The organism is Borborobacter arsenicus, assembly GCF_003934165.1.
GTDB classification, from domain to species: domain Bacteria; phylum Pseudomonadota; class Alphaproteobacteria; order Rhizobiales; family Rhizobiaceae; genus Pseudaminobacter; species Pseudaminobacter arsenicus.
Window position 1 is genome coordinate 455,020 of the sequence record NZ_ML133508.1, and the last position, 19,221, is coordinate 474,240.

The following is a 19,221-nucleotide window of genomic DNA, read 5'->3' on the forward strand; positions in this document are numbered from 1 at the left end:
CAACCTTGACTGCGGCAATGGTGACGGCGAGCTATGCGCCGGATTTCGAGCGCTGCCAGCTGTTGTGCGAAACGGTCGATCGCCATGTCACCGGCATGGGGCATCATTACATTCTGGTCGAGCACCGCGACGTCGCTCTCTTCCGCCAGCTCGAAACCTCCAACCGCAGCGTGATCGATGAGCGCGACCTGCTGCCGAAATGGCTGCATGCATTCGATGACCCGCTCAGCCTGTTTCGGCGCCGCATCTGGCTCAGTTCCAAGACGATGCCGCTGCGCGGTTGGCATGTGCAGCAATTGCGCCGCATCGCCATCGCAGGGCATGCCGGCGAGGATATTCTGGTGTTCTGCGATTCCGATGTGGTGTTCCTCAAGCCGTTCGATTGCGCCGCTTTCCGGCAGGGCAACAAGGTCCGATTGTTCCGGCGCGACGACGCGCTTCTGGCCGGCGGCCATGACACCCATCTTGCATGGTCCAGAAACGCGGCGAGGGCGCTCGGCATCGCCAGCCCAGCGACCTCGCCACATGACTATATCTCCACGCTGATCGCCTGGCGCCGGCAAAGCGTGCTCGACATGTGCGCACATATTGAAGCTACCCATGGCCGGCACTGGATCGAGGTGATCGGCGCGGACCGCCGATTCTCCGAATGCATGCTTTACGGCCGCTTTGTCGACGAGGTGATCGGCGGGCGCGGCCATTTCCACGGGGGCCAAGAATTTTGCCGCGTCCACTGGACCGGCCAGCCTTTGTCCGATGCCCAATTTGCAGCTTTCGTGGCGGACATGATGCCGGGGCAGGTCGCCATCGGCATGCAATCCTTCATCGGCACCGATCTCGCCCAGATAAGGCGACTGGCAGACGCTTGATCAGATCGCTTTTGCTGGCAGCCGCAGCGCCGAATAGGTCAGCAGCGCGGAAGCCAGATAGAGCAGCGCGAAGACCGCGTTGAGCGACCATACAAGTTCCGCCGGCTCATAACCGCGCATAAGCACCCATGCCAGCAGCAGCGCCTTCAGCCCGGCCAGCAGGGCGAGGTTGATTGCCCGGATCAGCGTCTGGCCGCGCGCAAACAGCAGTTCGGCCTCATATTCGACCAGATTGCGCAGGCCCGGCACGCAGATGGCCAGCGCCACCAACGGCGCTGCCTCGGCGACATTGCTGCCGAGCGCTTTGGGGAAGAAATGCAGGATCACCGCGAGGCCGATCAGCGCCAGCGTCGATACCAGGAACACGCCAAGCTCGATGCCAGCGCGTATGCGCAGCCGCGCCAGCAGTTCCGGCGCACGCATCATCTTCTGCACCAGCATCATCGAGAAGGTGCGGATGGGGATCGCGGTCAGGTCCACCAGCCGCATGATGATGGCATAGAGACCGGCAAGATGCGGGCCGCCCATGGCAAGCACCAGCAGCTTGTCGAACTCCATCTGCAGATAAAACAGCACTTCCGCGCCAGCGACATAGATAGAATCCGCTAGCCGCCGCCTATAGAGCGGTATATGCAGGCGCAGCCTCTGGCGCGGATAGAAGAAGCCGAAGGCGATCGCCGCCGACAGTGCATTGGCCGCAATGTAGAACAGCGACCATTCCGCTATGCCTTGCGCCGGCCAGAACATGAACATCATCGCCAGCAGGGCGCGGATCAGTGTTCCAAGGATCGACATGACGGCGGCGCGACCGAAGCGCCCCAGGCCGTTATTTACGATCAGCGCCACCTCCACCGGCCGCCACAACAGCGCTTCGGCAAAGACGACCGCGGCGAAGACCGAAAGGGCGAGATCGCCGGCAAAAAACAGCAGATAGACACCGTAGGATGCCGCCGCCAGCAGCGGCAGCGAAAGCACCGAAAGCAGGATGAAGCCGGCGGTGAAGGTGCCGATCAGGTTCCGCCGGATTGTTGCGGTGCGGTAGAGTGCGGAAATGAAGCCGAAGGCAAGCAGCCGCGACAGCATCACGCCGGCGGCCGAAGCGGTGGCGAAAAGCCCGAAATCGGCAAGCGACAGCGTATTGGCCAGCGCCACGAAATAGATCAGCGAAAACACCAGCCTTCCGCCCGAACCGCTGATCGCCGAAAAATAGTCGCGCACCAGCCCGCGCCGTTCCGTCAGGAAGGCGACGAGGCGCGCGCCAAGCCGTGCGGGTCCGATATTGCTGGTCTCGGTCATCGGCGCAAAAACTAGCGGTGAAAGCTTAATGCGCCGTTCGTCAGCTTGGCTCTCGCTATTGCGCGAGTATAACAGGCAAAATTAACCTTTTGTTTTCCATGCCTGTTTAGCGTGACTTAACGATCGGCGCCCCGGTCGCGCGCCCGTTTGGAAGTTCGGCAGCCAGATGTTTGACCCTGAGAACCGCGATGACCAAAAGCCCTCGCTGCTGGCGTTCGGCAGCACGGGCGACGCGCGCGCGCAAAAGCCTTCTTCCGCCTCGCTCCTTGCGATGGGCGGACAGGAAGATGTTGCCGAACGCCCGCAACGACAGGAGCCGGCGGTTTCGGTTTATCGGAGCAGGCGCGAGGTGCTTGCCGAGCCACCTGAAAAAAACCGCAAGGACAGCGGCTTGTCCGCGCTTGTTCGCCGCTTGCCGGATATTTTGGGAAATTGGGTGAGACGCCCGGCGGCAGACCACCCCGCGCCGATGGCGCATGATAACATGTGGGAAGGTCCCGCAGTTGCTGAAGAGGCGCCACTCGTGCCCTCAGCCGCCCGCGATGACGCGACAGGGCCGGAAGACGACCAGCAATGGAAGCCGCTGATCGACCCGATGAAGGTCTTTGGCGGCATCGCCCGCTCCAAGCTGCTGATCGTGGCAACCACGCTGCTTGGCGCCTTGATCGGTGTTGCGATTGCACTTTCGACCCCGAAGAAATACGAGGCCTCCACCGAATTGCTGATCGACCCGCGCGATCTCAAGATCGTCGAGCGTGATCTCACCCAGGCCGGTTTCTCCAACGAGGCCACGCTCGCCATCGTCGAGAACCAGGTTCGCGTCATCACTTCGGGCACGGTTCTCAACAAGGTGGTCGAGGAACTCAAGCTTGATGAGGACCCGGAATTCAACGGCACCGGCGGGGGCGGTCTTTTTCCCGATATCCGTTCGCTCTTGTCGCGTAGCGCGGCTGGCGACGATCCGGGGCGTCGCCGTGCCATCGCCATCACCCATCTTGCCGAAAACCTCAGCGTCGCGCGCGGCGGCAAGACCTTCGTCGTCGTCATCGGCGTGACGACGCAGGACGGCGAAAAGTCCGCTTTGATCGCCAACACCATGGCCGATGTCTTCCTCAAGACCTATGGCGAACTCCAGTCGGATACCGCCGGGCGCGCAACCGAGGAACTGACCTCGCGGCTGGACGAGTTGCGCGCAGGCGTCGAGGCGGCCGAGCGCAAGGTGGAGAACTTCAAGGCCGAAAACGACATCATCGATGCGCAGGGCCGCCTCATTACCGACGACCAGATCCTGAAGCTCAACGAGCAGCTTTCGGTGGCCCGCGCCCATACGCTGGAATTGAACGCCAAGGCGGCATCGACGAAGGACATAGATGTGGATTCCGTTCTCGGCGGTGCGCTGCCCGAGGAGGTGTCGTCATCGACCATGACCGAACTGCGCACGCAATATGCCGCGCTTAAAAGCGAGGCCGACCGGCTGGCTGTGCGGCTCGGCCCTCGCCATCCGCAGCTTCAGGCGGTGGAGGCGCAGCTTGCCGGCGCGCGTACCCAGCTCAGCAACGAACTGCGCCGCATCATCGCCTCGGTGCAGACCGAACTGAAACGCGCTGTCCAGCTCGAACAGGAACTCGCCTCGCGCCTTGCCCAGCTCAAGGTCCGTCAGGGTGATGTCAGCAACGAGCTTGTGACCTTGCGCGAACTGGAGCGCAACGCCGCCTCCCAGCGGGCAGTCTATGAGGCGTTCCTGTTGCGCGCCCGCGAGACCGGCCAGCAAAAGGACCTCAACACCGCCAATATGAGCGTCATTTCCGTCGCCTATCCGCCGCTTCGGCCCAACGGGCCGTCACGCAGCACCATGGCGTTGACCGGGCTGATGCTGGGCTTGTTTGCGGGCATCGGCCTGGGTGGGATGCGTGGCGCCTATGAAAGCTTGCGCGATACCGCCAACGAGCGCCGCCGCCGCTTGGGCAGGACCGGCCGGAGCAGGGCTGCGGATAGGCATCGAGAAAACCAGCCGGCCAATCCTGGCCGGCCAGTCGAGGACCCTTACCCGTTCCGTGAGCCGGTTTCGGTCACCGGTCATATCGTCGGAAGAGTGGAACGTTCCGATCCGTCCAGCTATCGGCCCGACCTTGATTCCTCACAGGCGCCGATCGAGGAAATTCGCGCCAGCCTGCGCGATTTTCGTCGCGACGTTGAGGAGCTTGCACAGTCGCGCACCCGCCGTCGTTATTTCTGACCCCTTGAACCTCCGGTATTGTCGCTGTAGCGGCAGGCTTGGACGCGGCTGGGATTGCGTCGCGGGCATTTTCCGACTATGCATATGAGCGAAAAATAATTCATTGGAGGAAAGTTTGGCTGAGCTCATTGACGGGAAGGTGGTTGCCGAAAGCGTTGTGGAAAAGGTCAAGCAACTCACGGCCGAATTGACAAGCCGGCATGGCGTAACGCCGGGTCTGGCGGTGGTGATTGTCGGCGAGGATCCCGCAAGCCAGGTCTATGTCTCCTCCAAGGGCAAGAAGGCCAAGGAATGCGGCTTTAATTCCTTCCAGCACACGCTAGATGCCTCCACCAGCGAAGAGACGCTGCTCAAGCTCATTGGCGATCTCAACGCCGATTCTTCCGTCCACGGTATTCTCGTTCAGCTGCCGCTGCCCGACCATATCGACGCCGGCAAGATCATCCAGGCGATCGCGCCCGAAAAGGACGTCGACGGCTTCCATTTCATCAATGTGGGCAAGCTCGGCACCGGCGAACTCGACACCGCCTTCGTTCCTTGCACGCCTGCCGGCTCGATGCTTCTGATCGAGCGCGTGCGCGGCAAGGACCTGTCGGGGCTCAACGCGGTGGTGGTCGGCCGTTCCAACATTGTCGGCAAGCCGATGGCTAATCTGCTGCTTGCCGCCAATTGCACCGTCACCATTGCCCATAGCCGCACCAAGGATCTGCCGGGGCTCTGCCGCACCGCCGACATTCTGGTCGCCGCCGTCGGCCGGCCGGAAATGATCAAGTGCGATTGGGTCAAGCCGGGTGCCACAGTCATCGATGTCGGCATCAACCGCATTCCTGCGCCTGAAAAAGGCGAGGGCAAGTCTCGCCTGGTCGGCGACGTCGATTTTGCGGGGGCCGAAAAAGCAGCCGGTGCTATTACGCCGGTTCCGGGCGGTGTCGGCCCGATGACGATTGCGCTTCTGATGGCCAATACGCTGGTTTCGGCCAGCCGGGCCGCAGGCGTGGAGCGTCCGTCCTTCTGATCCGGGCGTGTTAGCCGACAGGCAGGCAAGCAGCCAACCATAGGTCGGGCTTGCCTGTTCTTCCCGTTCGGGTAGAAATGCCGCTCATGTCCGATCTCGTGCAGGGCGGCCGGCAGTTCGCGTTCCTGCTGGTCGACAAATTCTCCATGTTTTCGCTGGCGGCGGCAATCGACACGGTTCGATCCGCCAACCGGCTGCTTGGTCACGACTATTATGGCTGGACCACGGTTTCGGCCGATGGCGATTCGGTGATGGCCTCGAACGGCCTGCCGCTGAAGATCGACTACAGCGTCGCCGACATCCCGCCGGTCGACATCCTCTTTGTTTGCGTCGGGCTCACCACCGAATTTCCCGGCAAGAGCAAGGTGCTCGGCGCACTGCGCAATTGGGGTCGGCGCGGCGGCACGCTCGGCGCGCTTTCGGTCGGCTCCTATCTTCTGGCCGAGGCAGGCCAACTCGAAGGCCATCGCTGCACCATCCATTGGGAAAACCGCGCCGGATTCACCGAGCGCTTTCCCGACATCGAGTGCACTGGCAATGTGTTCGAGATCGACCGCAAGCGCTACACCTGCGCTGGTGGCACCACCTCGATTGATCTGATGCTGGAGATCGTACGTACCGATTTCGGCTCCAACATCGCCAATGGCGTCGCCAACCAGTTCCAGCATGAGCGCATCCGCTCCGCCGGCGACCGCCAGCGGGTCGGGCCCGAGCGCGACCTTACCGGCAAGTCCGAAAAGCTGCGCAAGATCGTCGAACTGATGGCCGACAATCTCGACGAGCCATTCTCAGCCGTCGAACTCGCCCGCTCGGCCGGCTTGTCGGTGCGACAGGTGGAGCGCCTGTTCCTGCGCCATCTCAATGTGACGCCAGGCCGCTATTATATGCGGCTTCGCCTCGAGCGGGCTCGTGAGCTTTTGCGCCAGACCAATATGCCGATCCTCGACATCGCCATCGCCACCGGCTTCACCTCGCATTCCTATTTCGCGCAAAGCTACCGGCTGCAATTCGGCCGCCCGCCCTCCGAAGAGCGCCGCACGACCTATTGAGGCGCTCCCCTTGATGGGGAGGGTCGATCCACGTAGTGGATCGGGGTGGGGTGAATCAATTACCGAACGCACTTGCCCCTTGATCCGCCCGCCCAGCCACCTGCCGGAACACCGCGAACAATTCGCGGCCGCAGCCATATTCGTTTTCGCTAAGGTCGATCAGCAGCACCTTGCGCTCCTGGAGTTCGGCTTCGCTCACCAGCACCTCCAGCGTGCCTTTCTCGGCGTCTAGCCGCACAATGTCGCCGGTACGGATCTTGCCGATCGGCCCGTTCTCCAACGCTTCGGGCGTGACATGGATTGCTGCCGGAACCTTGCCGGACGCACCCGACATGCGCCCGTCGGTCACCAGTGCCACCTTGTGCCCACGGTCCTGCAGCACGCCGAGAATGGTTGTCAGCCTGTGCAATTCCGGCATGCCATTGGCGCGCGGTCCCTGGAAGCGGACGACGGCGACGAAATCGCGGTCGAGTTCGCCCGCCTTGAAGGCATCGTTCAGCGCCTGCTGGCTGTCCAGCACCACGGCCGGTGCCTCGATCACCCGCCGTTCGGGCTTGACCGCCGAGGTCTTGATGATGGCATGGCCGAGATTGCCCGAAAGCACCTTGAGCCCGCCGCTGGGCTGGAAGGCCTTGGCAAACGGCGCCAGAACCTCCTCGTCACCGCTTGCCGCAGGTGCGGGCTCGCGGCTCACGCCGCCGTCCTTGGCAAGCTTCGCCTCCACCGCATAGGGCCGCAGCCCTTCGCCCCACACCGTCTGCACGTCCTCATGCAGCAGGCCGGCATCGAGCAGTTCGCGGATCAGGAAACCCATGCCGCCGGCAGCCTGGAAATGGTTCACATCGGCAAGCCCGTTGGGATAGACCCGCGCCAGTAGCGGTGTGGCATCCGAAAGGTCGGAAATATCCTGCCAGGTCAGCCTGATCCCGGCCGCTGCCGCCATGGCGATCAGGTGGATGGTGTGGTTGGTCGAGCCGCCGGTTGCATGCAGGCCGACCACGCCGTTGACGATGGAGCGCTCGTCGATCATGCGGCCGACCGGCGTAAAGGCATTGCCGAGCGCGGTGATTGCCAGCGCCCGCTTCGTCGCTTCTTTGGTCAGCGCGTCGCGCAGCTTTGTTCCTGGATTGACGAAGGAGGCGCCGGGCGTGTGCAGGCCCATGATCTCCATCAGCATCTGGTTGGAGTTCGCTGTGCCGTAGAAGGTGCAGGTGCCGGGCCCGTGATAGGACTTCGATTCCGCCTCCAGCAGTTCGGCACGGCCGACCTTGCCTTCGGCAAAGAGCTGGCGCACCTTCGCCTTCTCGTCATTGGGCAGGCCGGACGTCATCGGCCCGGCCGGAATGAACACCGCTGGCAGATGGCCGAAGGAAAGTGCGGCGATCAACAGACCGGGCACGATCTTGTCGCAGACGCCCAGGAACACCGCTGCATCGAACATATTGTGCGACAGGCCGATTGCCGCCGCCATGGCGATCACGTCGCGCGAAAACAGCGATAGTTCCATGCCGGGTTGGCCCTGGGTCACGCCATCGCACATCGCTGGCACGCCGCCCGCCACCTGCGCGATACCGCCCGCCTCGTGTGCTGCCTGCTTGATCAGTTGCGGATAGGTTTCGAAGGGCTGGTGGGCCGAAAGCATGTCATTATAGGCGGTGACGATGCCGAGATTGGGCACTCGGTCACCGCTCAGTGCCTCTTTCTCGCCCGGCGCACAGGCAGCGAAGCCATGGGCGAGGTTGCCGCAGGAAAGCACACTGCGATGGACCGTTTTTCCGGCAGCGCCTTCGATCCGCTCCAGATAGATGTCGCGCGATGGTTTTGAGCGCTCGCGAATGCGCTCGGTGATGGCCTCGATGTCTTTTCTCGCGCCCATGGTGGTCGCTCCTTGCAATCATATGCAATCCGGCCGGCGCTCCAGCACAACCGGATGAAGTTACGGTGTCCAGTAGATTCCTATCGGCGTCTTGGCGTGGTCGAATACCGCCCGCACCGGCAGATGCTTTTGCACCCCCAATGCCGCCTCCAGCACCGCGCGCTTTTCCTGGCCCTCGATATGCAGAGCGACGAAGCCCGCCTCGACGATGCGGGCAAGGGTCAACGTCAGCCGTGGCTCGATGCCGCTTTGCGTATGCGCCGGCAGCACATTTGCCTTCGCTGCGGGATTAAGCAGGGCGGGCAAGGTGTCGGCATCCGGAAAAAACGAAGCGGTGTGGCCGTCAGTGCCCATGCCGAGCACAACGGCATCGAGCGGCAGCAGCCGGGCCACTTCCTTATCCGCCAGCCTTGCGGCTTCCTCCACGGTATCAGCCCGGTGATAGAGCCCGACAAACCTGGCCGCCGCTGCCTCATTCTGCAGCAGATTGGCGGCCACCAGCCCTGCATTGGAGCGCGGCGAGGTCGGCTCCACAAAGCGCTCATCCACCAGCGTCATCGTCACCTTCGCCCAGTCGAGCCTTTCATGCGACAGGGCGCGGAAGAACAGGCCGGGCGTCGTGCCGCCGGAAACGGCAAGCGTTGCGGTGCCGCGCTTGCCGATCGCCTCGCGCAGCACCTCGGCGACCCTGCCGGCAAGTGCTGCCGCCAATTCGCCGCTTGCGGCGAATTCATGCCAATCGCCCTGCACCACACCCATCCCGTCAGCTTTCGTGCCAGGTGCGGCCGTCGCGTTCGATCAGCGCGATCGAGGCCGAAGGCCCCCATGTGCCGGAGGTATAGCCTTGCACCTCCTGCCGGCTGTCATCCCAGGCATTGTGGATCGGGTCGATCCAGGCCCATGCCGCCTCGACCTCGTCGCGGCGCATGAACAGCGTCTGGTTGCCGCGAATGACATCCATGATCAGCCGCTCATAGGCGTCCGGATTGCGTTCGCGGAAGCTCTCGGCAAAGCTCATGTCGAGTGGCACATGGCGAAGCCGCATGCCGCCGGGGCCGGGGTCCTTGATCATCAGCCATTGCTTGACACCTTCGTCGGGTTGCAGGCGGATGACGAGCTGGTTGGCGCTGATATTGCCCGCACTTTCCTCGAAGATCGAATGCGGGATCGGCTTGAATTCGATAACGATTTCCGAAACCCGCGTCGCCAGCCGCTTGCCAGTGCGCAGGTAGAAGGGCACGCCAGCCCAGCGCCAATTGCCGATCTCCGCTTTGAGCGCGACGAAGGTTTCGGTGGTGGTGCCGCTGTCACCAAGTTCTTCGGCGTAGCCCTTCACCGGCCCATTGGCTGAAGCACCGGCGCGATACTGGCCGCGCACCGTCACTTTCGGCGCCTCATTGCCGTTGATGCGCCTGAGCGAGCGCAGCACCTTCAGCTTCTCGTCGCGCACCGCATCCGCCTCCATCGAGGCGGGCGCTTCCATCGCCACCAGGCACAGCAGTTGCAGCATGTGGTTCTGCATCATGTCGCGCAGCGCACCGGCCTTGTCGTAATAGGTCAGGCGGTCTTCCAACCCGACGGTTTCGGCCACCGTGATCTGCACGTGGTCAATATGCGCCGAGTTCCACAGCGGTTCGTAAAGCGCATTGGCAAAGCGCAGCGCCATCAGGTTCTGCACCGTTTCCTTGCCCAGGTAATGGTCGATACGGAAGATCTGTTGCTCGGAAAACACCTTGCCGATCTGGTCGTTCAGCGCCCGCGCCGAGACAAGATCGCGTCCGATCGGCTTTTCCATCACGATGCGCGAATTCGGCGTCACCAGCTTTTGTTCTTTAAGATGGGCAGAGATATCGCCGAACAGCGCCGGTGCGACGGCAAGATAGAAAGCGCGTATGGACTGGCTATCGCCGATTGCCTTCTTGAGATTCGCAAAGCCATCGCCCGAAATGGCATCAACCGCGACATAGGATAGCCGTTCGACGAAGCGATCGAGTTGCTTGGCGTCGATTTCCTCGGCCTTCACATGGTCGGAAATCGCCTTGCGTGCGAAGCTGCGATAGTCTCCATCCGTCATCTTGGCGCGCGAGGCGCCGATAATGCACGTCGGATCGCAGAACTGGCCGGCCTGCTGTCGTTGGAACAGTGCTGGCAGCAATTTGCGCTCGGCAAGATCCCCGGTGCCGCCGAAAATGATGAAATCGAAGGGGTCGACGGGAATGATCTGGCTGGTCATCTGAGTTCCGTTCTGCGGTGCGCACGAGCAGGTTGCGTATAATATAATCGATTTAAATTTACCAGTGCCATGGCGTCGTAACTTCGACCTTGACACTGGTCCATGAGCGCCTTGTGCTTGGTCGATGGAAGCCTGCGCTGCTTTGCGTCAGTAAGACATAGAGCCACAGCCAGCCAATTCCAAAGGAGATTGACCATGGGCACGCATCTTTCCCGAACCGTTGCCGAAGGACAGGCCTTCATGCAATTCATCGACGGCAAGCTGGTCGATGCCCTGTCGGGCGAACGGATCGACGTGCTCTGTCCGTCGGACGGCAAGGTCTTCGCCTCCATTCCGGCTGCCGGCAAGACCGATGTGGATCGTGCGGTGAAGTCGGCGCGCCAGGCCTTCGATGACGGCCCCTGGAGCCGCATGCCGGCCGTCGAGCGCGGCCGCTGCCTCACCCGCCTGTCGCTGCTGATCGAAAAACATGGCGAGGAACTGGCCGCGCTCGAATCGCGCGACACCGGCAAGCCGATCCGTCAGGGCAAGGCCGATGTCGCCGGCACCGTGCGCTATTTCGAGTTCTATGGCGGCGCCTGCGACAAGGTGCATGGTGATACCATCCCCTTCCTTGAGGGCTATACTGCGCTCACCCTGCGCGAGCCGCATGGCGTGGTGGCGGGCATCATCCCCTGGAACTATCCCATGCAGATATTGGGCCGGCTTGCCGGCGCCGCCCTTGCCATGGGCAACACGCTGGTCGTCAAGCCGGCGGAAGATGCCTCGCTCACTTCGATCCGCATTGCCGAACTGGCGCGGGCGGCCGGCATTCCGGCCGGCGTCTTCAACGTCGTCACCGGCTATGGTCGGGATGCCGGGGCAGCGCTGTCGTCCCATCCCCTGGTCGATTACGTCACTTTCACCGGTTCTCCGCTTACCGGCACTGCCATCCAGCAGGCTGCGGCGATCAACAATCGCGGCGTCACCATGGAGCTTGGCGGCAAGTCGCCGCAGATCGTCTTTGCCGATGCCGATCTGGATGCCGCCCTGCCGGTTTTGGTCAATGCCATCATCCAGAATGGCGGCCAGACCTGCTCGGCCGGCAGCCGCGTACTGATCGAAAAGCCGATCTATGAGCAACTGGCGGCAGCTCTTGCCGAGCGCTTCTCAAAATTGGTCGCCGGCCCGCATGATGCCGATCTCGACCTTGGCCCCCTGATCAATCAGAAGCAGAAGAACCAGGTCGCCGGCATGGTCGTAGCGGCAAAGGAGGCCGGCATTCCGGTCTTGGCTGAAGGCTCGATCCACGCCAGCGCGCCGGCCGGCGGTTACTATCAGGTGCCGGTGCTGTTCGGCTCGGTCGATCCACAGGCGGTAATCGCCCGCGACGAGATCTTCGGCCCGGTGCTTACCCTGTTTGCCTTCGAAGGCGAGGAAGAGGCGATAAGGCTTGCCAATGGCACCGATTTCGGCCTCGTCGCAGGTGTATGGACAAGCGATGGCGGGCGCCAGCACCGGGTCGCCAAGCGGGTGCGCGCCGGCCAGGTCTTCGTCAACGGCTATGGCGCCGGCGGCGGTGTCGAACTGCCCTTCGGCGGCTTCAAGAAATCCGGCCATGGCCGCGAGAAAGGCTTTGAGGCGCTCTACGACATGTCCGCCACCAAGACCGTTGTTTTTAATCACGGCTAGGTCAGCGCCGCCCCTCATCCCCCTGCCGGGACCTTCTCCCTGCAAGCGGGGAGAAGGGGAACGCGGAGAGGTTGGCGTTTAGCCCTCCTCGCCCCGCTGCGGGGGAGAGGATGCCGGCAGGCAGGTGAGGGGCAGCATGGACGGAAAAGCAAGGAACTAGAGTCGATGGCACGCTTGAGAGACAAGGTCGCAATCATCACCGGTGCGGCGTCGGGCTTCGGCGAAGGCATGGCCAGGCGCTTTGCCGAGGAGGGCGCCAGGGTGGTGGTGGCCGATCTCAATGCCAAGGGTGCCGAGCGGGTTGCGAGCGAAATCGGCGAGGCGGCGATTGCGGTGCAGACGGACGTGTCGCAGCGCGCCGAGTTCGACGAGATGGTTGATGCAGCCATGAGCGGCTTCGGCCGCATCGACATCATGGTCAACAATGCCGGCTACACCCACCGCAATGGCGACATGCTGGCGGTGGAGGAAGAGGTCTTCGACCTCATTACCGCGGTCAACATGAAGGCGATCTACCACGCCGCCCGCGCCGTGGTGCCGATCATGGAAAGCCAGGGCGGCGGCTCCATCATCACCACCGCCTCGACCGCCGGCCTGCGCCCGCGTCCCGGTCTCACCTGGTACAATGCCTCCAAAGGCTGGGCGATCACCGCCACCAAGTCGATGGCGGTCGAACTGGCGCCCAAGAATATCCGCGTCAACTGCCTGTGCCCGGTCGCCGGTGAAACCGGCATGCTGGCGCAGTTCATGGGCGAGGATACGCCTGAATTGCGGGCGAAATTCCGTGCCTCGATCCCGCTCGGTCGGCTGTCCACGCCGCTCGACATCGCCAATGCCGCGCTCTGGCTTGCCTCCGACGAAGCCGAGTTCATTACCGGTGTCGCGCTCGAGGTCGATGGCGGCCGCTGCATCTGAAGCCGGGCTTTCCGGCGTCGCCATTATTTAGCCGGAAAATTCCTCATTCTGTCTGCCGGGCGGAGCGGCTGACATAAGGATGGGGACGCTTCGTGATCCAGGAGAGGTGGCGCGCCGTTTCGGCGTTCGGTGCTGTTGTATCCGTTTGTCTTGTTGCCGGCTGTACGACCCAGGGGAAGACCGACGACATCAAGACATCATCCATCGGCAAGGCATCCGGCAAGGCCTATGCCTATACGGCAAGGGACAAGGAGTGCCTTGCCCGGGCGATGTTCTTTGAATCCAATCGGTCGAGCCGTGCCGGGCTGGTCGCGGTTGGCACCGTGGTGATGAACCGGCTGCGTTCCGACCAGTATCCCGATACGATTTGCGGGGTGGTCGGCCAGAAGGGCCAGTTCGCTCCTGGTGTCTTGTCGCGCCGCATGAATTCCAAGGCGCTGCCCGATGTCCAGAGCGCGGCCACCGCGGTGTTGAAAGGCGAGCGCCATCCCGCGGTTGGCAAGGCGATGTTCTTCCATCAGGCGGGGCTCAAATTCCCCTACAAGAACATGCATTATGTGCTGACGGCCGGCGGCAACTCCTTCTATGAGAAACGCAGCCGCCGCCGCGCGCCGCAGCCGCAGGTCGAGACCGAGATCGCTTCGGTGGCCAATCCTCCGGTTCCCGCATTGTCCTATGGGGCCGCCAAACCCGAGGATGCCGATGCCATTGGTGCGCTGATCCTGGCGGAGGACCGGCCGGGGGTGGATTGAGGTAGACTATATCCGGTCGCGCAGTGCGTACCAGTTGAGCGCCAGGAACAGCAGCGGCGCGCGCAGCATGGTGCCGCCCGGAAAGCGTGGAATTTTAAGGTCTTCCAGAAGCTTGAGGCGGTCGCGGTTTCCCGCCACCGTCTCGGCATAGAGCTTGCCGACGAAATTCGACAGCATCACCCCGTGGCCCGAATAGCCACCGGCTGAAATCACATTAGGCATCACTTCGCGCACAAAAGGCGTGCGCGGCAGGGTGATACCGACATAGCCGCCCCAGCCATGGGTGATCTCGATATCCTTAAGGTCGGGATAGATTTCGGCGATCTGCCGGCGGATCTGGATATGGATGTCCTTGGGGTCGTCGACCGCATAGATCTCGCGCCCCCCGAACAGTAGCCGCCCGTCTTTCGATTTGCGGAAATAGCGCACGACAAAGCGGGAATCGTCCACTGCCTCGCCGCCCGGAATGACCGGGCTGCCGGTGCCCAACGGCACGGTCGCGCCGATGAAGGAGCCGATCGGCATGATATGGGCTGCAGTCGTCGGCTCCAACCCACCGCCATAGGCATTCACCGCGACCAGGCATTTGTCGGCGGTGATCGTGCCGGTCGGCGTCGTCACCCTGACCTTGCCGCCGGCTGAGACGATGCCGGTCGATGGCGTCTGTTCGAACAGTTGCGCCTCGGCCTCGGCGGCCACACGCACCGTGCCGATCACCAGTTTCAGCGGATGGATGTGGCCGGTGCCGGTGTCGCGGATGCCGCCATAATAGGCTGGGGAGCCGAGCCGCTCTGCTGTCTCCTTCGCATCCATGAACGAGATATGTTCATAACCGAAGCGGCTTGCCATGATGTCGGCATGCGCCCTGTAGGCGTCGACATAGCGCTTCTTGTGCGCCACCGACAATTGGCCTGGCATGAAGTCGATGTCGATTGCATGGGCTGCCGCGAAGTCAAGCAGATGCGCCTTGGCCTCCTCAGCAAGATCGAACAGCGCCTTGGCGCGGGTCAGGCCCAGTTCCGCTTCCGTCTCCTCGGCCCAGGCGCGCTGGCCCGTCCCCATCTGCCCACCATTGCGCCCGGATGCGCCGTCGCCGAAGCGTAACGCCTCGATCAGCACGACATTTACGCCGGCCTTGGCCAGATGCGCTGCCGCCGACAGGCCGGTAAATCCGCCGCCGACGATCACCACATCGGCATTCCTGTCGCCGTCCAGCGCCGGATAGGTCGGCCGTTCACCGGCGGTGGCTTCGTACCAGGAGTGGCCGGGGGATGTGAGGGAGTGGTGGGACATGTGTTGTACGTCAATCAGTTGAGGTCGGGAGTTGGCAACAGGGCAGTCGGCAGTCGGCAGTCGGAAAATTCACTATCGCTCAACGCTCCGGACAGGAAACACGTCGGGCATGGCATGTATCCGACTGCCGATTGCCCATACTGCCGACTGCCCCTCACACATTCAGCAACAAAAACTCCCGCTCCCACGGGCTGATCACTTCCATGAAGGTCTCAAACTCCGCCCGCTTGATCGCCGCATAGGTGGTCGCGAAGGGTTCGCCCAGCACCTCGCGCAATTCGGTGTCCTGTTCGAACAGGTCGACTGCTTCGAGCAGCCCGCGCGGCAGGTCGATCTCGTCCTCATTGGCGGTAGTGCCGACAGGCGCGTCGGGCTTCAGCTTGTTCTTCATGCCGATCAGTCCACAGGCAAGCGACGCCGCAACCGCCAGATAGGGATTGGCGTCGGAAGAGGGGATGCGGTTTTCCAGCCGCCTTGCCGCCGGGTCGGAGCGCGGCACGCGGAAGGCGACGGTGCGGTTGTCATAGCCCCATTTGGTGTTGACCGGTGCGGAGGCGCCCTGCGTCAGCCGCCGATAGGAATTCACATAGGGCGCAAACATCACCAGCGCGTTGGGAACATGGCGCTGCATGCCGCCGATGAAGTTGAAGAAGGTCTCGGTCTCGCCGCCATTCTCGTCGGAGAAGATGTTCCTGCCGGTCTTCTTGTCGAGGATCGACTGGTGGATATGCATGGCCGATCCTGGCTGGCCCTGAATCGGCTTGGCCATGAAAGTGGCGTAGGTATCATGCTTGAGCGCGGCCTCGCGGATCGTGCGCTTGAACAGAAACACCTGGTCGGCCAGTTCGATCGGGTCGCCATGGCGCAGGTTGATTTCCAGCTGCCCCGCGCCTTCCTCGTGGATCAGCGTATCGATCTCCAGCCCCTGGCTTTCGGAGAAGTGGTAGATGTCGTCGATTAGTTCGTCGAACTCGTTGACGCCCGCAATGGAGTAACCGGCGCCGCCGCCGATCGCCCGGCCGGAGCGTCCCACCGGCGGTGCCAGCGGATAGTCGGGGTCGGGGTTCTTACGCACCAGGTAGAATTCGATCTCCGGCGCCACCACCGGCTTCAGGCCACGCCTGTCATAGGCCGCCATCACCCGCTTGAGCACGTTGCGCGGCGTGAACTCGACCGCATGGCCGTCCTGGTGGACGAGGTCGCAGATCACCTGTGCGGTCGGATCGTCCTCCCATGGCACTGCGGTCAGCGTCGACAGGTCGGGCATCAGCTTGAGGTCACCATCATCCTCCGGGTAGGAGAATCCGTTGCCGTCCTCCGGATAATCGCCGGAGATCGTCATCATGAATACTGCCGAAGGCAGCGCTAGCGATGTGTTGGAAGTGAATTTGCTCGACGGCATCATCTTGCCACGCGCCACGCCGGCCTGGTCAGGCGTGATGCATTCGATGTCCTCGATGCCGCGCCATTCGAGCCATTCGCTGACTTCTTTCCAGTTCTTGACACCACGGAGGTTTTTTACGAATGCAGGCGTCCGCGCGCGCCTCCCGGCTTTCGAGGGGCGGACTTCCTTCTTAGAGGCAGGCATCAATCACCAGATTTGATTTCGGAATATCAACTATAGCCGGGTCGCGCGACAGAAGGGAAGGGGGCGCGAAAGCAAGATGAACTTGCAAGGTTGGGCTTGCTCTACTGCCTCAAGTCGTTCCGGAGCACCCTCCTTGGCTCTCCAATAGCCGCTCCACGACAGGCTGCAATTGCTCCGGGGTAATTGGCTTTGCGACGACGGCGTCGATCGTTGCGGTTGCTTGCAGCACCTTCCCACAGCCTACACGGGTTGAAAGCAAAATGACGCAAGGCATCTTTCCACCGCTCATCCGGCGAAGTGTGGCAAGCTGCGCCATCAGCCCGTCGCAGTCCTTGTTGCTGGCGCCGCCGTCGAGAATTACGGTCCCCGGCACGATCCTCCGAAGCGTTTCCATGGCCGCTTCCGGGGTCTCTGCTATTGGCTTGAGGCCCGACCGCTCGACAATCTTGGACACCACGACCCGGTTGATCGGTGATCTGCCGACCACTAGGGCCCTATGCACGTCGATTTCCGGCGGCGCTGCCTGCTGATCATTGTCCGGCAAACCGGACATCGTGCCGCGCATCGCATTGAGACGTGATTGGATCATTTCTGCCGCACCCGACGCTCAATTTATAGTTGAGGGCGGCCGCAGATAAGCTTAACGCCGACATGGATGTCAAGCGCAAAAGAAGAAGCGGGAGAGGCCGAAAAATTTGCCTTTACAGTACGTTAAGTAGGTAATGCCATTCAAGAAATATCGCCTGCATGAAAACATGCAGGCGATATGCAGGTTTCTGCGATTTATCTTGCGGATAACATCAATTACCGCTCGATTGGGTCACGATAACCGGGATCAGCAGGTCGCCCCAATTGCCGTTACCGCCATGGTGCCTGGCCGAGCGCACCAGCTCGACCGAAACCCCGGCCTCGACCGCCTTCATCACCGACTGATTAAGGCGATGAAGGTCATTGGCCACGATGCGGATGACCGCCTGCTGGTCGGCGCTCATGGCTGACGATTGTTCCTCGGCGCGTTCCTTGACGCGAGTCTTTGGAGGCATTTCTAATTCTCCCACTGTGTTCGTGCCTCGTCTTGATCGCCGGCCTATTCGGCAGCCGGGCGGAACTGGGCGTGCTCGGTCGATTCCTTCATCGCTGTTGTCGACGACTGTCCGCCGGTGATCGCCATGGACACGGCGTCGAAATAGCCGGTGCCGACTTCGCGCTGGTGCTTGGTCGCCGTATAGCCATTGGCCTCGGAGGCGAATTCGGCTTCCTGGAGCTCCGAGTAGGCCGCCATCTGCCGATCCTTGTAGCCACGTGCCAGTTCGAACATACCATGGTTCAATTGGTGGAACCCGGCAAGCGTGATGAACTGGAACTTGTAGCCCATCGCGCCCAACTCGCGCTGGAACTTGGCAATCGTCGCATCGTCGAGGTTCTTCTTCCAATTGAACGACGGCGAGCAATTATAGGCAAGCAGCTTGCCCGGATGCGCCTTGTGCACGGCTTCGGCAAACTTCCTTGCCTGTCCGAGATCCGGCTTGGAGGTCTCCATCCATATCAGGTCGCAATGCGGCGCATAGGCGATGGCGCGCGCGATGCAGGGCTCGATGCCGTTCTTCACCTGATAGAAACCTTCGGCGGTGCGCCCGGCCTCATGGTCGACAAAGGGCTGGTCGCGCTCGTCGATGTCCGAGGTCAGAAGCTTCGCCGCTTCGGCATCCGTGCGGGCGACGATCAGCGTCGGCACGCCCATGACGTCGGCGGCAAGCCGCGCCGCGTTAAGATTGCGGATGTGCGCAGCGGTCGGGATCAGAACCTTGCCGCCGAGATGGCCGCACTTCTTTTCCGACGCAAGCTGATCCTCGAAGTGGACGCCGGCAGCACCCGCCTCGATGAAGGCCTTCATGATCTCGAAGGCGTTGAGCGGGCCGCCGAAGCCGGCTTCCGCATCCGCCACGATCGGGGCGAACCAGGTGTCGACCGACAGGCCATTGCCTTCCGCCGTCTCGATCTGGTCGGCGCGCTGCAGCGTGCGGTTGATACGCTTGGCAAGCTCAGGCGCGGCATTTGCCGGATAGAGCGACTGGTCCGGATACATTGCTGACGCGGTGTTGGCATCGGCGGCAACCTGCCAGCCCGAAAGATAGATCGCCTTCAGCCCGGCGCGAACCATCTGCATGGCCTGATTGCCGGAAAGGGCGCCGAGAGCGTTGACGAAGTCTTCCTCGTGGATGAGCTTCCACAGCCGGTTGGCGCCGTTTTCGGCCAGGCTGTACTTGATCTGCACAGAGCCGCGCAGCCGCTTCACGTCTTCCGGCGAATAGGGGCGCTCGATGCCGTCGAAACGACCTTCCGGGGCGGATGGAACGAGATTGTAAAAATCGGTCACTGTGATCTCCCTGCAATCATGAACACTACGCTGCGAGGCAAATTCTCAAGT

16 protein-coding genes and 1 pseudogene are annotated in these 19,221 nt (G+C 62.3%); 8 read left to right on the forward strand and 9 right to left on the reverse strand.

From position 1 onward, the window contains the following. The first annotated feature begins 17 nt into the window (after window positions 1-17). Window positions 18-869 (forward strand): DUF6492 family protein, encoded by an 852-nt coding sequence (locus tag EET67_RS02305; RefSeq protein ID WP_165899773.1) that lies wholly within the window; start codon window positions 18-20, stop codon window positions 867-869. Here the strand turns inward: EET67_RS02305 and EET67_RS02310 are convergent, their stop codons facing one another. Further along, complete coding sequence (locus EET67_RS02310) at window positions 870-2,165, reverse strand: lipopolysaccharide biosynthesis protein (RefSeq protein ID WP_128624571.1); 1,296 nt, start codon at window positions 2,163-2,165, stop codon at window positions 870-872. A gap of 166 nt (window positions 2,166-2,331) precedes the next feature. Between EET67_RS02310 and EET67_RS02315 the strand changes: the two genes are divergently transcribed. From EET67_RS02315 to EET67_RS02325, 3 genes are all read left to right on the forward strand, one after another. Then, a complete protein-coding gene (locus EET67_RS02315) occupies window positions 2,332-4,401 on the forward strand; it encodes a GumC family protein (RefSeq protein WP_128624572.1) in 2,070 nt (689 codons plus the stop codon). Window positions 4,402-4,516: 115 nt separating this feature from the next. Next, window positions 4,517-5,416 (forward strand): bifunctional methylenetetrahydrofolate dehydrogenase/methenyltetrahydrofolate cyclohydrolase FolD, encoded by a 900-nt coding sequence (folD, locus tag EET67_RS02320; RefSeq protein WP_128624573.1) that lies wholly within the window; start codon window positions 4,517-4,519, stop codon window positions 5,414-5,416. Window positions 5,417-5,502: 86 nt separating this feature from the next. Beyond that, entirely contained in the window at window positions 5,503-6,465 is a 963-nt protein-coding gene (locus tag EET67_RS02325; protein WP_128624574.1) for a GlxA family transcriptional regulator, read from the forward strand. Between the two features lie 55 nt (window positions 6,466-6,520). On the opposite strand, the gene edd is transcribed toward EET67_RS02325, so the two are convergent. The 3 genes from edd to zwf are packed head-to-tail and all read right to left on the reverse strand — an operon-like array spanning window position 6,521 to window position 10,574. Then, a complete protein-coding gene (edd, locus tag EET67_RS02330; protein WP_128624575.1) occupies window positions 6,521-8,341 on the reverse strand; it encodes a phosphogluconate dehydratase in 1,821 nt (606 codons plus the stop codon). A 60-nt stretch (window positions 8,342-8,401) separates the two neighbouring features. Further along, the gene (gene pgl, locus EET67_RS02335) at window positions 8,402-9,100 is read right to left on the reverse strand and encodes a 6-phosphogluconolactonase (RefSeq protein ID WP_128624576.1); all 699 of its coding nucleotides are present in this window, start codon (window positions 9,098-9,100) and stop codon (window positions 8,402-8,404) included. Window positions 9,101-9,104: 4 nt separating this feature from the next. After that, on the reverse strand, window positions 9,105-10,574 hold the full coding sequence (gene zwf, locus EET67_RS02340) for a glucose-6-phosphate dehydrogenase (RefSeq protein ID WP_128624577.1): 1,470 nt from the start codon (window positions 10,572-10,574) through the stop codon (window positions 9,105-9,107). Between the two features lie 195 nt (window positions 10,575-10,769). Here zwf and EET67_RS02345 point away from each other — a divergent pair, with 195 nt between their 5' ends. From EET67_RS02345 to EET67_RS02355, 3 genes and pseudogenes are all read left to right on the forward strand, one after another. Beyond that, on the forward strand, window positions 10,770-12,245 hold the full coding sequence (locus EET67_RS02345) for an aldehyde dehydrogenase family protein (RefSeq protein WP_128624578.1): 1,476 nt from the start codon (window positions 10,770-10,772) through the stop codon (window positions 12,243-12,245). A gap of 165 nt (window positions 12,246-12,410) precedes the next feature. Continuing rightward, window positions 12,411-13,160 carry an SDR family oxidoreductase gene (locus tag EET67_RS02350; RefSeq protein WP_128624579.1) on the forward strand — a complete coding sequence of 250 codons (750 nt, stop codon included), beginning with the start codon at window positions 12,411-12,413 and terminating at the stop codon, window positions 13,158-13,160. 92 nt (window positions 13,161-13,252) lie between these two features. Continuing rightward, a pseudogene (locus EET67_RS02355) lies at window positions 13,253-13,855 on the forward strand (cell wall hydrolase); the annotation flags it as partial. Between the two features lie 63 nt (window positions 13,856-13,918). Here the strand turns inward: EET67_RS02355 and EET67_RS02360 are convergent. Next, complete coding sequence (locus EET67_RS02360) at window positions 13,919-15,205, reverse strand: NAD(P)/FAD-dependent oxidoreductase (protein WP_128624581.1); 1,287 nt, start codon at window positions 15,203-15,205, stop codon at window positions 13,919-13,921. 154 nt (window positions 15,206-15,359) lie between these two features. Continuing rightward, the gene (locus EET67_RS02365; RefSeq protein WP_245450682.1) at window positions 15,360-16,664 is read right to left on the reverse strand and encodes a glutamine synthetase family protein; all 1,305 of its coding nucleotides are present in this window, start codon (window positions 16,662-16,664) and stop codon (window positions 15,360-15,362) included. On the opposite strand from EET67_RS02365, the gene EET67_RS25965 reads away from it, so the two are divergent. Further along, complete coding sequence (locus EET67_RS25965) at window positions 16,549-16,809, forward strand: hypothetical protein (protein ID WP_245450689.1); 261 nt, start codon at window positions 16,549-16,551, stop codon at window positions 16,807-16,809. The two genes, EET67_RS02365 and EET67_RS25965, sit on opposite strands and share 116 nt — an antisense overlap. Window positions 16,810-16,902: 93 nt before the next feature. Here the strand turns inward: EET67_RS25965 and EET67_RS02370 are convergent, their stop codons facing one another. The 3 genes from EET67_RS02370 to aceA form a co-directional block, all read right to left on the reverse strand. Beyond that, entirely contained in the window at window positions 16,903-17,346 is a 444-nt protein-coding gene (locus EET67_RS02370) for a response regulator (protein ID WP_165899774.1), read from the reverse strand. Window positions 17,347-17,593: 247 nt separating this feature from the next. Further along, entirely contained in the window at window positions 17,594-17,836 is a 243-nt protein-coding gene (locus EET67_RS02375) for an SMc00767 family acetate metabolism repressor (protein WP_128624583.1), read from the reverse strand. Window positions 17,837-17,880: 44 nt separating this feature from the next. Next, window positions 17,881-19,170, reverse strand: a complete 1,290-nt coding sequence (gene aceA, locus EET67_RS02380; protein ID WP_128624584.1) for an isocitrate lyase — start codon at window positions 19,168-19,170, stop codon at window positions 17,881-17,883. Between the last annotated feature and the right edge of the window lie 51 nt (window positions 19,171-19,221).

What these genes read in the sequence shown, in the direction of transcription:
- EET67_RS02305 (WP_165899773.1), top strand. Translation starts at nt 18, where the DNA reads ATGGTGACGGCGAGCTATGCGCCGGATTTCGAGCGCTGCCAGCTGTTG.
- EET67_RS02310 (WP_128624571.1), bottom strand. Translation starts at nt 2,165, where the DNA reads ATGACCGAGACCAGCAATATCGGACCCGCACGGCTTGGCGCGCGCCTC.
- EET67_RS02315 (WP_128624572.1), top strand. Translation starts at nt 2,332, where the DNA reads ATGTTTGACCCTGAGAACCGCGATGACCAAAAGCCCTCGCTGCTGGCG.
- EET67_RS02325 (WP_128624574.1), top strand. Translation starts at nt 5,503, where the DNA reads ATGTCCGATCTCGTGCAGGGCGGCCGGCAGTTCGCGTTCCTGCTGGTC.
- edd (WP_128624575.1), bottom strand. Translation starts at nt 8,341, where the DNA reads ATGGGCGCGAGAAAAGACATCGAGGCCATCACCGAGCGCATTCGCGAG.
- pgl (WP_128624576.1), bottom strand. Translation starts at nt 9,100, where the DNA reads ATGGGTGTGGTGCAGGGCGATTGGCATGAATTCGCCGCAAGCGGCGAA.
- zwf (WP_128624577.1), bottom strand. Translation starts at nt 10,574, where the DNA reads ATGACCAGCCAGATCATTCCCGTCGACCCCTTCGATTTCATCATTTTC.
- EET67_RS02345 (WP_128624578.1), top strand. Translation starts at nt 10,770, where the DNA reads ATGGGCACGCATCTTTCCCGAACCGTTGCCGAAGGACAGGCCTTCATG.
- EET67_RS02350 (WP_128624579.1), top strand. Translation starts at nt 12,411, where the DNA reads ATGGCACGCTTGAGAGACAAGGTCGCAATCATCACCGGTGCGGCGTCG.
- EET67_RS02360 (WP_128624581.1), bottom strand. Translation starts at nt 15,205, where the DNA reads ATGTCCCACCACTCCCTCACATCCCCCGGCCACTCCTGGTACGAAGCC.
- EET67_RS25965 (WP_245450689.1), top strand. Translation starts at nt 16,549, where the DNA reads ATGAATACTGCCGAAGGCAGCGCTAGCGATGTGTTGGAAGTGAATTTG.
- EET67_RS02370 (WP_165899774.1), bottom strand. Translation starts at nt 17,346, where the DNA reads ATGTCCGGTTTGCCGGACAATGATCAGCAGGCAGCGCCGCCGGAAATC.
- EET67_RS02375 (WP_128624583.1), bottom strand. Translation starts at nt 17,836, where the DNA reads ATGCCTCCAAAGACTCGCGTCAAGGAACGCGCCGAGGAACAATCGTCA.